Origin of the sequence: Aureimonas mangrovi (assembly GCF_014058705.1) — a bacterium.
Lineage (GTDB): Bacteria > Pseudomonadota > Alphaproteobacteria > Rhizobiales > Rhizobiaceae > Aureimonas > Aureimonas mangrovi.
Genome location: NZ_CP059692.1, coordinates 2,908,617 through 2,921,762, shown reverse-complemented (window position 1 = coordinate 2,921,762; position 13,146 = coordinate 2,908,617). Strand labels below are relative to the sequence as shown.

The 13,146-nt window shown below is 66.3% G+C and carries 11 protein-coding genes; 6 read left to right on the top strand and 5 right to left on the bottom strand.

The window, feature by feature from the left end:
- The first annotated feature begins 99 nt into the window (after positions 1-99).
- Positions 100-2,046: a DNA primase gene (dnaG, locus tag H1343_RS14060; RefSeq protein WP_185983476.1), complete on the top strand. Its 1,947-nt coding sequence runs from the start codon at positions 100-102 to the stop codon at positions 2,044-2,046.
- A gap of 326 nt (positions 2,047-2,372) precedes the next feature.
- Positions 2,373-4,385: an RNA polymerase sigma factor RpoD gene (gene rpoD / locus H1343_RS14055; protein ID WP_185983475.1), complete on the top strand. Its 2,013-nt coding sequence runs from the start codon at positions 2,373-2,375 to the stop codon at positions 4,383-4,385.
- A gap of 63 nt (positions 4,386-4,448) precedes the next feature.
- On the opposite strand, the gene H1343_RS14050 is transcribed toward rpoD, so the two are convergent.
- The 4 genes from H1343_RS14050 to H1343_RS14035 form a co-directional block, all read right to left on the bottom strand.
- Positions 4,449-6,017, bottom strand: coding sequence for an EAL domain-containing protein (locus H1343_RS14050; protein ID WP_185983474.1), 1,569 nt, complete (start codon positions 6,015-6,017; stop codon positions 4,449-4,451).
- Positions 6,018-6,200: 183 nt separating this feature from the next.
- The gene (locus H1343_RS14045) at positions 6,201-6,956 is read right to left on the bottom strand and encodes an SIMPL domain-containing protein (RefSeq protein WP_246333098.1); all 756 of its coding nucleotides are present in this window, start codon (positions 6,954-6,956) and stop codon (positions 6,201-6,203) included.
- Positions 6,957-7,116: 160 nt separating this feature from the next.
- Positions 7,117-7,425 (bottom strand): hypothetical protein, encoded by a 309-nt coding sequence (locus H1343_RS14040; RefSeq protein ID WP_185983473.1) that lies wholly within the window; start codon positions 7,423-7,425, stop codon positions 7,117-7,119.
- A gap of 53 nt (positions 7,426-7,478) precedes the next feature.
- A complete protein-coding gene (locus H1343_RS14035) occupies positions 7,479-7,787 on the bottom strand; it encodes a hypothetical protein (protein ID WP_185983472.1) in 309 nt (102 codons plus the stop codon).
- A gap of 375 nt (positions 7,788-8,162) precedes the next feature.
- Here H1343_RS14035 and H1343_RS14030 point away from each other — a divergent pair, with 375 nt between their 5' ends.
- Positions 8,163-8,954, top strand: coding sequence for a TetR/AcrR family transcriptional regulator (locus H1343_RS14030; protein ID WP_343048883.1), 792 nt, complete (start codon positions 8,163-8,165; stop codon positions 8,952-8,954).
- A gap of 253 nt (positions 8,955-9,207) precedes the next feature.
- On the opposite strand, the gene H1343_RS14025 is transcribed toward H1343_RS14030, so the two are convergent.
- Entirely contained in the window at positions 9,208-9,816 is a 609-nt protein-coding gene (locus tag H1343_RS14025) for a GntR family transcriptional regulator (RefSeq protein WP_246333625.1), read from the bottom strand.
- Positions 9,817-10,162: 346 nt separating this feature from the next.
- Between H1343_RS14025 and H1343_RS14020 the strand changes: the two genes are divergently transcribed.
- From H1343_RS14020 to H1343_RS14010, 3 genes are all read left to right on the top strand, one after another.
- Positions 10,163-11,140, top strand: a complete 978-nt coding sequence (locus H1343_RS14020; RefSeq protein ID WP_185983471.1) for a TRAP transporter substrate-binding protein — start codon at positions 10,163-10,165, stop codon at positions 11,138-11,140.
- Between the two features lie 77 nt (positions 11,141-11,217).
- Positions 11,218-11,826 carry a TRAP transporter small permease gene (locus H1343_RS14015; protein ID WP_185983470.1) on the top strand — a complete coding sequence of 203 codons (609 nt, stop codon included), beginning with the start codon at positions 11,218-11,220 and terminating at the stop codon, positions 11,824-11,826.
- Positions 11,823-13,106: a TRAP transporter large permease gene (locus tag H1343_RS14010; RefSeq protein ID WP_185983469.1), complete on the top strand. Its 1,284-nt coding sequence runs from the start codon at positions 11,823-11,825 to the stop codon at positions 13,104-13,106. The genes H1343_RS14015 and H1343_RS14010 overlap by 4 nt, the downstream gene beginning before the upstream one ends.
- The last annotated feature ends 40 nt before the right edge of the window (positions 13,107-13,146 follow it).

Here is a 13,146-nt window from a genome sequence, read left to right as displayed (position 1 = left end):
TTAGCGGCATTTGCCGCATCGCATCCGCGCAGCCTGTGGATTGGTGTTGAGAAGTTCGGAGCGCTGGCATCCTCTCGCCGCAAGGCCGATATGAGGGCCATGCGCTTCTCGCCCCACTTCCTCGACGACATCCGCGCGCGGATTCCGATCTCGGACGTGATCGGCCGCCGCGTGACCTGGGACCGGCGCAAGACGCAGGCCTCGCGCGGGGACTACTGGGCCTGCTGCCCCTTCCACGGCGAGAAGTCGCCCTCCTTCCACTGCGAGGACGCCAAGGGCCGCTACCACTGCTTCGGCTGCGGGGTCTCGGGCGACCATTTCCGATTCCTGACCGAACTCGAAGGCATGAGCTTCCCGGAGGCCGTCGAGCGCCTTGCCGGCGAGGCGGGCCTCGCGCTGCCCGAGCGCGATCCCGAGGCCGAGAAGCGGTCGGAAGTGCGCAAGAGCGTGATGGACGCGATGGCGCTCGCGAGCGGCTTCTTCCGGCAGGTGCTGCAGGAGGCGCCGGGCGCCAAGGCCCGCGCCTACCTGCGCGATCGTGGCCTGAACCCTGCGACCCAGAAGCTTTTCGGCCTCGGCTACGCGCCCGATTCGCGTTCGGCGCTCAAGGAGTTTCTGGTCGGGCGCGGTGTCGGCAAGGCCGAGATCGAAGGGGCGGGGCTCGTCGTCCACGGCGAGGGGATCGCCGTCTCCTACGACCGCTTCCGCGACCGCGTGATGTTCCCGATCGACGACGTGCGCGAGAAACCGATCGCCTTCGGCGGCCGGGCGCTCGCGGCGGGCGTTCCGGCCAAGTATCTGAATTCGCCGGAGACCGAGGTCTTCCACAAGGGCGAGACGCTCTACAATCTAGCCCGCGCGCGGCGCGGCGCGCGCGACGCCGGTACGCTCGTCGTCGTCGAAGGCTACATGGACGTGATCGCGATCCATCAGGCCGGCTTCGAGAACGCCGTCGCCCCGCTCGGCACGGCGCTGACGGAGCGCCAGCTCGACCTCCTGTGGCGCAACGCCGCCGAACCCGTCCTGTGCTTCGACGGCGACGCGGCGGGCCTCAAGGCGGCCTACCGGGCGGCCGAGCTTTCGCTGCCGGCGCTGAAGCCGGGCCGCTCGCTGCGCTTCGCCCTTCTGCCCGAGGGAAAGGATCCGGACGATCTCGTGCGGTCCGGCGGTGCGGAGGCGTTTCGCGCCGTCCTCGATGCCGCGCGCCCGCTCGCCGACCTCCTCTGGATGCGCGAGACGGCCGGCGGCGTCTTCGACACGCCCGAGCGGCGCGCCGACCTCGAGCATCGCATGAAGGCGCTGACGCGCCAGATCGGCGACGAAAGCGTGCGGCGCCATTACGGGCAGGACATGCAGGAGCGGCTGGAGGGCTTCTTCGGGCCGCCTCCCGCCGCCCGGCGCGGCGGTGGGCGCGACGACCGGCGCGGCGGCGCCGGAGGCGGCATGGGCGGAGCGGCACGAAGGCCCGGGGGCGCTGGGCGCCGATCGGTCGTCTCCGACCGGCTGATGCGTTCCGGCCTGATGCAGGGCAGGGCCGCGACGGCACCTTCCGCGCGCGAGATCGCCATCGTCGTCGGCTTCATCAACCATCCGCGGCTTCTGGACGAGGCTTTCGATCATTTCGCCGAACTGGAACTGCCGACGGGCGAGCTCGAACGGCTGCGCTCGACCGTCCTCGACATCTATGCCGACCATCTGCCGCACGGGCGAGACGAGCTTCTGGAAGGCATCGCCGACCGGGGGCTTTCAGGCGTGCTGGCTGATTTCGAGGAGAAGCTGCGGCATCTGCGCATCTGGTCGGTGCTGGGCGAGGCGGCACTGGAAGACGCGCGTGACACGCTGCGCCAGGCCCTCCACTTGCAGCACCGTTACCGGTTCTTACATAGGGAACTGCGCAACGCAGAGGCGGCCTTCGCGGCCGACTCGTCCGAGCTGGCCTATGGCCAGATCGTCGAGATCAAGCGAGAGATCGACAATTTTGCCGGCACGGAAGCTCTGATCGACGGATTCGGACTTCTGTCCGGCAAGCCGTCGCGCACCTTTTAGATGGTTTCGCATCTTGAAGGGCGCGTCGCGCGATCGATATGGGACGGACGCGCGCGACCGTTTTCCCGCTAGTCTCTTGACTCGGAACGGGTTGTTCGACCAAACGGGCCGCTTGTCGGTTTCACGTCCGTGTCCCGCCGCAGATGGTCGGCGGGGAAGGGCGGTAGAATGATTATGCGGGGCCGGGCCGGCCGTCTCGTCTCCGCGTTCGATTGTCATGGTTAATCGGACGTTTACGGCCGTCGCGTAGGAAACGGGTTCGCGGGGTGCAGATGCACGCCGCGCGGGCTTCGCAACCGAGGCGCGCGAAACGGAGAACATTTCGAATGGCGACACGGGTCAAGGAAAGCGAGACGGCCGTCGAGGAGCGTCCAGAGACGCCTGACAGCCCATTGTTGGACCTGTCGGACGACGCCGTCAAGAAGATGATCAAGGCCGCCAAGAAGCGCGGCTTCGTGACCATGGACAAGCTCAACTCGGTGCTGAACACCGAGGAAGTGACCTCGGAACAGATCGAGGACACGATGGCCATGCTCAACGACATGGGCATCAACGTCGTCGAGGACGACGAGAACGAAGACAGCGAAGACAAGGACGGTGAGGAGAAGGAAGGCTCGACGGAGGTCGCCGAGGCCGGCCCTTCCGCCGTCGCGGCGGCTCCGAAGAAGGAAGCGGGCGACCGCACCGATGATCCGGTGCGCATGTATCTGCGCGAGATGGGCTCGGTGGAGCTCCTGTCGCGCGAGGGCGAGATTGCCATCGCCAAGCGCATCGAGGCCGGCCGCGAGACGATGATCGCGGGCCTGTGCGAGAGCCCGCTGACCTTTCAGGCCATCATCATCTGGCGTGACGAGCTGAACGAAGGCAACATCATGCTGCGCGAGGTCGTCGACCTCGAGGCGACCTATGCTGGTCCCGAGGCCAAGATGCCGGTGGCGCCCCCGAACGGCGAGGGTGGCGGCGAAGCGAACGGTGTCAACGGCGCCAATACGGCCAATGGAGCAGGTCAGCCGGGCGAGGGCGGCCAGCCGGGCGAGGACGACGAGGACGACGACGATCTCGAGAATTCGCTGTCGCTGGCGGCGATGGAAGCAGAGATTCGGCCGCAGGTGATCGAGACCTTCGACCTCATCGCCGACAGCTACAAGCGGCTGCGCAAGCTGCAGGACCAGCAGGTCGAGAACCAGCTGGCCGCGCAGGAGGCTCTGTCGCGGAGCGAAGAACGCTCCTATCGCAAGCTCAAGGACGACCTGATCGCCGCGGTGAAGGGCCTCTCGCTCAACCAGAACCGTATCGATTCGCTCGTTGCGCAGCTTTACGACATCAACAAGCAGCTCGTGAGCAACGAGGGGCGGCTCCTGCGCCTTGCCGAAGGGCATGGCGTGAAGCGCGAGGACTTCCTCAAGAGCTATCACGGCTCGGAGCTCGATCCGAACTGGGCCGCCAACGTCGCCAATCTGCCCGGTAAGGGTTGGGCGAAGTTCGTCGAGCGCGACGAGGCGCAGATCGGCGCGTTGCGCTCCGAGATCCAGAGCCTCGCCACGACCACGGGCGTCGAGATCACCGAGTTCCGCCGCATCGTCCACATGGTGCAGAAGGGCGAGCGCGAGGCCCGGCAGGCGAAGAAAGAAATGGTGGAGGCGAATTTGCGCCTCGTCATCTCCATCGCCAAAAAGTACACGAACCGCGGCCTGCAGTTCCTGGACCTGATCCAGGAGGGCAACATCGGCCTGATGAAGGCCGTCGACAAGTTCGAGTACCGCCGCGGCTACAAGTTCTCGACCTACGCGACGTGGTGGATCCGGCAGGCGATCACCCGCTCGATCGCCGACCAGGCGCGCACGATCCGCATCCCGGTCCACATGATCGAGACGATCAACAAGATCGTACGCACCTCGCGCCAGATGCTGCACGAGATCGGCCGCGAGCCGACCCCGGAGGAACTGGCCGAGAAGCTGGCGATGCCGCTGGAGAAGGTCCGCAAGGTCCTGAAGATCGCCAAGGAGCCCATCTCGCTCGAGACCCCGGTGGGCGACGAGGAGGACAGCCACCTCGGCGACTTCATCGAGGACAAGAACGCCGTCCTGCCGATCGACGCGGCGATTCAGGCAAATCTGCGGGAGACGACGACGCGCGTTCTGGCTTCGCTCACCCCGCGCGAGGAGCGCGTGCTGCGTATGCGCTTCGGCATCGGCATGAACACCGACCATACGCTGGAAGAGGTCGGGCAGCAGTTCTCGGTGACGCGCGAGCGCATTCGCCAGATCGAGGCGAAGGCGCTGCGCAAGCTGAAGCACCCGAGCCGCTCCAGGAAGCTGCGTTCGTTCCTCGACAGCTGAGATCGCATTCGAAGAAATAGGGAAGCCGGCGCGAAGAGCGCCGGCTTTTTTCGTGGCGGAGGCTCAGGCGTCGGCGGTCTGGCCGGGGGCCTGCGCTCGGCCGGAAACGGGCAGGCGGATGCGCGGCGCCTCCTCGCGCGCTACGTCTGCCGCGATGGCGCTGGCGTCCACAGGGCCCGAGAAGCATGGTCCGCTGAAGAGATCGCAGCCCGCCGTGCGGGCGAGAAGCAGCTGATCGGGATCGCGCACCCCGTCGGCCACGACCTCCAGCCCCATCGCCTTGCAGACGCTCGTCAGCGCGGAGACAACCGTGTTGTCGATTTCGCTCGCGCCCAGCTGGCCGATCTGCTCGGGCCGAACGCGCACGATGTCGACGGGAAAGTCGCGCAGGCGATCAAAGTCGCACACGATGGCGCCGAGATCATCGATAGACACCCGGATGCCGAGGGCGCGCAGCGCTGCAAGCCTGCGCTTCGCCTCCGCATCGCCTGTCGTCGTCGCCATGCGGTTGACCAGCGCGATCAGGCGCGTCGGCTCGGTGCCGGTCTCGGCGAGAACGCGCGAAACCATGTCCAGAACGCCCTCGCGCCGAAGCTGGGCACTGGACAGGGGAAAGGCGACGCTGAGCCTGCCGAAGCCACGGGCGTCCTCGCAGGCCCGGCGCAGCGACCACTCGCCCAGATGGTCGATGAGGTTCGTCGTCTCCGCCACGCGCAAGAAGGTTTCGCTCGGAACGGTGCCGAGCCACTTGCTTTGCCATTCGACGACCGAGCGCGCGCCGACCATCCTGCCCTGAGCATCGACGACGGGGATGTAGAGCTGCGTCAGCTCGTTGCGCAGGAGCCCGATGCGCAACTCGCGCTCGATCTGGCGCTCCTGCCGGAACTGGCCGAGCATGCGCTTGGTGAAGAGCACGGCGCGGTTGCGACCGGCGTTCTTGCCCTCGTAGAGCGCGAGATCGGAGAACTGCAGCGCCTCGGCCAGGAAGATCGTGTGAGCCGGCAGCATCGCGATCCCGATCGTGGCCGACAGTGCGATCTCCTGTCCGTGGACGAGAGTGGAGATGCGGATGCGCGACAGAAGCGCCTGAGCCTTCTGGAGCGCCGCGGCCTCGTCGGCGCAGGGGGCGAGGATGGCGAATTCGTCGCCGCCAAGACGCCCGATCACGGCGTCCTCGTCGCCCGCCAGGTCGCGCAGCGCCTCCGCCAGCCGGCGCAGGGCGGCATCACCGACCTTGTGGCCAAGGCTGTCGTTCAAGGTCTTCAGGAAATCCATGTCGACGGCGAAATAGGCCAGGCTCTCGGCCTCGCCACGCATCGCGATCCGTCTTTCGCAGGCGTCCAGAAAGACGCGGCGGATCATCAGACCCGTGCCCACGTCGTGCGACAGGTCGTGCTGACGCTGCAGATCGCGGCGACCAGCCGCTATACGGCGTCGCGCCCGCTCCACATGGGCACGAACGAGAGCGAAGAGCGCAGCCGCAGCCAGCACCGAGACGAGGATATGGCCGGTGGGCCCGGGGTGCGGCCGGATGACGTCGGCCAGCGACAGGACGGCGATCGCCAGGAGGCACCAGAAGGTGATCGGCGCGTAGGCCCAGAAGGAGGGCCGGAGGAAACTGCGAGCCTGCACTGCTTCACCCCACCGCTCGAGGCCGGATCCTCTTTCCTATGCGCAACCGAGGATAGATCGCATTGGGCTAACATGCCTTAAAGGAAACAGCGGTGGGCGCATTCCCTTCGACATGGTTATCAAGTGCTGGAAGACCGGCAGGCAGGGCGCGGCGGCGCTGTCATCGCGCCGCCGCGAGAAGCCTCATTCGGCCGTGTCGTCAGACAGTTCGAACACGACCTCAACGCGAGCGTTGACGGTGTTCTCGCCGGCTTCGATCGGCACGGAAGCGTCGGCTGCGCGGGCGGCCATCATCATCTGGCCGCGCTCGGGCTGCGGAAAGACGCGAACGGGATCGTCGGTGATGCGGATGATGCGCCCGAGCGACTGCCCGGCGGCATCGGCCAGCACTTCGGCGCTCGCCCGGGCGCGCTCTACCGCCTGGCGGCGGGCCTCGTTCTGAAGAGAGGAGGGATCCTCGATCTGGAAGGCGATGTCGCCGCCTTCGTTGACGCCGAGCTCGACCGCACGGTCGAGGAGATCGCCGAGACGGTCCAGATCGCGCACGCGCACGGTCAGCGTGTTGCGCACCTCGTAGCCGACGAGTTCAGGTGGGGCAGAGGTGCCGTCCTGCCGGTTCTCATAGCGATATTGCGGTGTGATGGAGAAGCGACCCGTCTGAACGTCGCGGCTTTCAATGCCCATCTCGCGCACCGCATCGGTGACGGCGGCGATGGCGCCGTTGGCGTCGGTGACCGCGGCCTCGGCCGTTTCGGCCGTGCGCAGGACCGTGAGATTGGTGACGGCGAGATCCGGCGCGGCATGGGCCTCACCCTCGCCGACGACGGTCACGCGGGGCACGTCGCGAGGGCCGGGCCCTCGATCGGCCGGTTGCGCGAGGGCCGGGCCCGAGGCGAGAAGAATGAACGCGAGAAGGGAAAGGGGGCGGGGCATCGCCATGGGGCACCTCGTTTGGCCGTTCGGGAAGCTCTCTGTCGCACCGGAATACGGCTAAACACGGCAGGATTCCAGGGATCGTTTCGGATGGTTAAAAACGAAAAGGCCGCGGATCCCGGAGGATCCGCGGCCTTGTGCGACAGGCGCGAGAGCGAACCAGCGCTTAGCGAAGATTCGCGTCGGCGTTGTTCTGATAGCGCCGAGCTGTGCCCAGATACTCGTTGTCGTTGGCCTGCTCGGGCGCGACGTTCGGGCGGTGGCTCTGCGTGGTCGCGACGGTCATGCGCGGAGCGCCGAACGCGCGGTCACCCTCTGCGAAGGCAGAGACGAGAGGCGCGGCCCGCTCGATGCGGATGATGTCGGCGTTGTTGTCCTCGCGGCCGTAGGTGCCGAGATAGACGTCGGCCATGGCGGGAGCCGAAGACAAGGCGATGGCGGCGGCGACGGTGGCCAGAAGGGTGTTGCGGATCATGATGTCGGTATCCTTATGACTTGCGGATCGGGTGCGCTGGGGAGCCAGCGTGTTCAGCGAAGGTTCGCGTCGGCGTTGTTCTGGTAGCGCCGAGCTGTGCCCAGGTACTCGTTGTCGTTGGCCTGCTCGGGCGCGACGTTCGGGCGGTGGCTCTGCGTGGTCGCGACGGTCATGCGCGGAGCGCCGAACGCGCGGTCACCCTCTGCGAAGGCAGAGACGAGAGGCGCGGCCTGCTCGATGCGGATGATGTCGGCATTGTTGTCCTCGCGGCCGTAGGTGCCGAGATAGACGTCGGCCATGGCAGGAGCTGCGGACAGGGCGGCAGCGGCGGCGACAGCGGTCAGGAAGGTCTTGCGGATCATGGTTCTGAACCTTGTGTTCGGGCGTGTTCGGCCGCGTCCGCGACCCATGTTGGTCGTCGGCTCGTAGGGCCCTGCGCCTGGTCGTTTCGTAGGTGGGGACGTCCCATCCCCTCGTTGGATGCGTTCGATGCGCATCGCTCACCGGTCGTGGGCCGGCCGATGAGCGATCGGCATCTAGCGATGTTTCATTTCCTTGCCCCCGATCACCGAACTCGTCGAACATCGATCAGTACCGATCGGTATGGAACCCTATCTGGGGAGTGGTGAGAAATCCTTCAAGAGGCGATCAATACCGATCGGTATAAAAATAATAACTAATTGATTTAAATAATTATTCTGTATCGGCGCTCTGAGCGAACACTGGAACAGTCCTCCTTGTTACCCCATATCAACACCAGTTCCTCGCAGCCTCTCACGCTTTCAATACCGTTTGGTATGGAAGCAATTGGTGTGAAGGTCGCGGATCGTCAAGAGACTGTCGCTACCGGTCGGTATGGAAACGGGATACAGTCTGGTCAGGATCGGAGAACGAGCACCATGGCGCTGGGTAGACCGAGAGAATTCGATACGCAGAAGGCACTTGACCGTGCGCTCGATGTCTTCTGGCGTCAGGGCTATGAAGGCGCGTCGCTGTCAGATCTCACCGACGCCATGCAGATCACGAGGCCCAGCCTCTATGCCGCTTTCGGCAACAAGAGCGCGCTCTTTAACAAGGTGCTGGAGCGCTATCTCTGCGTGAAGTTCGCTGCGTTCGAAGAGGCGCTGAAGGAAGAGACTTCGCGCCGGGGCGTGGAGCGCATCCTGTCCATGTATGTAGAGCTCGGCGCCTCCACCGATGCACCGCGCGGCTGCCTTCTGGTGCAGGGCGCTCTGGCCTGCGGCGAAGAGGCCGCGCACGCTCGAGAAGAACTGTCTCGGCGCCGTTCCGAGAAGGAAGAAGCGCTGCGCGTGCGGATCGAGGAGTGGAAGGCGGCCGGCGACCTGCCGGCGGACGCCTCCAGCGCGGAACTCGCGAGCTACATCATGACGGTCGCCAACGGTATGTCGGTCCAGGCAAGCGGCGGCGCGTGCCGTGACCAGCTCGCTGCCATCGCCGAGACCGCGATGCGCGCCTGGCCAGCGCCGCCTGTTCGGTCGGGCGCAGAGCGACTTTCCGAGATGGCCTGACGGCTGCTCCCGCAGCCTCGAGCAGGCGGCGGTCCATGCTGAATCTGGACCTCGCCTGCGCCCTCGAAGAGGTTGAGGATGCGTTCATCGGCGAGAACGCGGCGGATCGCATGGTCGCTCGCTAAGCCGTTGCCGCCGGATATGGAACGCGTGGGCGGCGGCCGCCGACGCCTCGCGCATCGGTGGCGGCGTCCCCTCGCGGCTTATCGCGACCCCTTCATACGCCGTGGACCTCCTATCGAGGGGCGGCGGATCAGTTCGGTGCGCGCCCGGCGCCGTAGGCGGCCGCGATGACGCCCTCCTGGCTGCGGATATGGCCGCGCAGGACCGTAAAGAGCCGGTCGCCGTCGCGTGCGCGCAGGCACTCGATCATGGCCTCGTGCTCACCGACGGCCTTCTCCCACTGTTCGGTGGTCTTATTCGCCGAGTAGCGCGCGACCTGGATGCGGCCGGAGAGCGATCGATAGAGCCGCGCCAGCGTTTCGTTGCCGCTCGCTTCGATGATCGAATCGTGTATGCGCCGGTTCTTCTCGAAATAGCCGGAGGCGTTGCCGGCCTTCCAGTCCGCAACCATCGCGCGGTGCACCGCCTCAATGGCGGCGACGGCTTCGTCGGTGATGAGCCGGCAGGCTTGTTCGCCCGCCGTCGCCTCGAGGACCGCGATGACTTCCAGCATGTCCGTCAGCTCGCGCGCGCTGATGAGGCGCACGCGCGGCCCGTAGTTCGGCAGGATCTCGAGGAGGTCTTCGGCCGCCAGCATCTTGATCGCCTCGCGCATGGGCGTGCGCGAGATGCCGAACGCTTCTGCGAGGTCGCTCTCGTTCACACGATCGCCCGGCTTCAGCTCGCCCGAGGAGATCATCCGGCGAAGCCGCGAGGCCGCCTCGTCGTGCAGGTACTGTCTCTGGATGGCCTGGGACACGAAGTGCCCTCCTGTGAGGCGGCAGCGCCGCCGTCGTCCTTGATTCCGCTCAGATGCCTTGGACGGTAAGGCTCGGCAAGCCCCCGAGCGGGGATCTCGCCTCATCCGCCTGCACTGTCGGGCGCCGCTTGACAAGCGTTCCAAGTCGCCGCCTAATACTTTATACAGTATGCGATATGCGCGGAGCGAGGTGGAGAGCCGGCGAGGCGCAGGAGGATCAGGCGCACGGGAGAGCGTCTGCGACGGGAGGCCGGGCGAGCGACGCCCGACAGTTTGGGAGGAAGTCATGGGTATCAGGACATGCGTGGCCGCGGCCATGCTGGCGGCGCTCGGCTGGGCGTCGGCCGCGCAGGCGCAGACGGAAATCCGCTTCGGCCATGTCGGCGAGCCGGGCTCGCTGATGGCGCTCAGCACGGAGGAATTCGCGCGCCGGGCGAACGAGAAGCTCGGCGACATGGCGCGCGTCAGCGTCTACGGCTCGAGCCAGCTCGGCAACGACGAGACACTCATGCGCAAGCTGCGCCTGGGCACCGTGGAACTGGCGCTGCCGTCCTCGATCATGTCGTCCACCGTGCCGATCTTCGGTCTGTTCGACATGCCCTACCTCGTCAGCGATCGCGAGCACATGGCTCGCATCCGCGACGAGGTCGTGATGCCGCAGATGGCACCGGCCGCCGCCGAGGCAGGGTTCAACGTCCTCGCCGTCTGGGAGAACGGTTTCCGGCAGATCACCAACAACCGCCGGCCGATCGTGCAGCCTCAGGATCTGGGCGGCATCAAGCTGCGCACCCCGAGCGGTGAGTGGCGCATGCGCATGTTCGAGGCCTACGGCGCCAACCCGAGTCCGATGGCGCTTTCCGAGGTTTTCGTAGCGCTGCAGACGGGCGTGATGGACGGACAGGAGAACCCCTACGCGCAGATCTATCCCTCGCGGCTCTACGAGGTGCAGCGCTACCTCTCGAAGTCCAACCACGTCTTCACGCCCGCCTATGTGACGGCCGGCCGTTCCTTCGACAGGCTCGACCCGCAGGTGCAGGAGATCCTGCGCGACACGGCCGTGGAGACGCAGGACTTCGTGGCCGAGACCGCCGCGAGGCTCGACGAAGAACTTCTGGCGCGCCTGACGGAAGCCGGGATGGAGATCAACGAGGTCGATCAGGAGGCCTTCGTCGCGGCGAGCGAGCCCGTCTATGCCGCCTTCGCCGATGCCGTGGACGGCGGCGGCGAGATGATCGAGCAGATCCGCGCCCTGCGGGCCGACTGACGAAAGCCGAGAGCGGGGGCGGCAGTGGGCTTCGGTCCCGCCCCCTGTTCGGACCCTCGACCTTCCGGGAGACCTTCATGGAAACGCTTCGGCAAGTGAGGTGGGGCTTCACCACCTTCCTTGAGATCGCCACCGCGACGATCGTCGCGGCCCTGACGATCCTCATCGTCCTCGCGATCGTGTTTCGCTACACGGGCGCCTCGCTCACCTGGTACGACGAGGTCGCCTCGGTCGGGCTCGTCTGGATGACCTATTTCGGCAGCGCGCTGGCGGCGGCCAAGGGGGCCCATATCGGCTTTCCGGGCATCGTGAACGCCATGCCGCCCCGCTTCCGGGTGCCGACGGTCATCTTTTCCGAACTGTGCGTCTTCGCCTTCTTCATCCTGCTCGCCTACGCGGGGTGGGAAGTGCTGGTGATCCTCGAGGGCATGACGATGACCTCGCTGCCGAGCATCTCGGTGCAGATCACGCAGGCGATCATCCCGCTCGGCGCGGCCATGTTCATCGTTGCCGAGGCCCTGCGCCTGCCGGAAATCCTTGCCGACGCGCGCAGCGAAGGCTTCGTCGACCACGAGCTCAAGGAAGCGCTCGGCGATCTTTCCAACACACCGCTGGAGGACGGCCACGCGCCGGCCACAGGAGAGCCGCGCAATGCCGCCCGCGAGACGGGGAGGGGCGCGGTATGACCATCGGCTACATGCTCGCCGGGATGTTCGCCCTGGCGCTTCTCAACGTTCCCATCGCGGTGGCGCTCGGCATCGTGGCGATCGTGGCGATCGTCCTCGTGCAGGGCGCGGAAATGCTGCCGAACATGGCGCTGACCATGTTCGACGGCGCGTCGAGCTTCCCGCTTCTGGCGATCCCGCTCTTCGTCCTCGCAGGCTCGATCATGAACGCCTCGTCGATCTCGCGGCGGCTGATCGCCTTCGCGTCCTCGCTCGTGGGTTTCGTGCGCGGCGGCCTGTCCTTCGTGACAATCGGCGCCTCGATGTTTTTCGCCGAGATCTCCGGCTCGGCGGTCGCGGGCGTCGCCGCCCTCGGCTCGATCCTCATTCCGGCAATGCGGCGCAAGGGCTATTCGAAGGAGTTCGCGGCGGCGATCTGCTCGTCGGCCTCCTCGCTGGCGATCATCCTGCCGCCGTCGATCCCGATGATCCTCTATGCGGTCATGGCGCAGCAGTCGGTGGTGAAGATGTTCGTGGCCGGCTTCGGACCGGGCATCGTCGGCGCCATCTGCCTGGCGGTGGCCGCCTACGTGCAGGCGCGGCGCTATAACTTCCCGGTGGAAGAGCGCTTCCAGCTCTCCAATGTCTGGCTGCGCTTCAAGGAGGCGGGCTGGGCGCTGATGCTGCCGGTGATCATCCTCGGCGGTATCTTCGGCGGCATCGTCACGGCCACCGAGGGCGCGGGCCTCGCGGTGCTTGCGGCGCTGTTCATCTCGATCGTGATCTATCGGGAGTTCGACATCCGCGCGCTCTACAAGGCGCTGGTCGACAGCGGGTTGCAGACGGCGGTGGTGATGCTGCTCGTCGCCGCGTCCTACCTGATCGGAGGCTTTCTCACCGAAGCGCAGGTGCCGCAGCGCCTGGCGATGGCGATCAGCAACTTGACGGAGAACAAGTATCTCATCTTGCTTCTCCTGAACGTCGCCTTCCTGGTGCTCGGCATGTTCCTGCACTCGGCGGCCGCGATCATTCTCGTCGTGCCGATCGTGATGCCGATGGTGCTCGCGGCGGGGATCGATCCGGTCCATTTCGGGCTGATCGTGACGCTCAACCTCGCCATCGGCCAGCAGACGCCGCCCGTCGCCTCGGTGCTCATCGCGGCCTGCTCGATCGCCAAGTCCGACATCTGGGAGACAACGAAGGTCAATGTGCCCTTCATCCTGGCGCTGCTCGTGCTTCTGATCGTGTGCACCTACCTGCCCGGCATCTCGCTGGCCCTCGTCAACCTCATCTACGGATGACCTCTCGCCCGGCCTCGCGCCGGGCGATCCTTCTTCGCAT

Coding starts and splice junctions, on each gene's coding strand:
- dnaG (WP_185983476.1), top strand. CDS start 100: ATGCGCTTCTCGCCCCACTTCCTCGACGACATCCGCGCGCGGATTCCG.
- rpoD (WP_185983475.1), top strand. CDS start 2,373: ATGGCGACACGGGTCAAGGAAAGCGAGACGGCCGTCGAGGAGCGTCCA.
- H1343_RS14045 (WP_246333098.1), bottom strand. CDS start 6,956: ATGGCGATGCCCCGCCCCCTTTCCCTTCTCGCGTTCATTCTTCTCGCC.
- H1343_RS14040 (WP_185983473.1), bottom strand. CDS start 7,425: ATGATCCGCAACACCCTTCTGGCCACCGTCGCCGCCGCCATCGCCTTG.
- H1343_RS14035 (WP_185983472.1), bottom strand. CDS start 7,787: ATGATCCGCAAGACCTTCCTGACCGCTGTCGCCGCCGCTGCCGCCCTG.
- H1343_RS14025 (WP_246333625.1), bottom strand. CDS start 9,816: ATGATCTCCTCGGGCGAGCTGAAGCCGGGCGATCGTGTGAACGAGAGC.
- H1343_RS14020 (WP_185983471.1), top strand. CDS start 10,163: ATGGGTATCAGGACATGCGTGGCCGCGGCCATGCTGGCGGCGCTCGGC.
- H1343_RS14015 (WP_185983470.1), top strand. CDS start 11,218: ATGGAAACGCTTCGGCAAGTGAGGTGGGGCTTCACCACCTTCCTTGAG.
- H1343_RS14010 (WP_185983469.1), top strand. CDS start 11,823: ATGACCATCGGCTACATGCTCGCCGGGATGTTCGCCCTGGCGCTTCTC.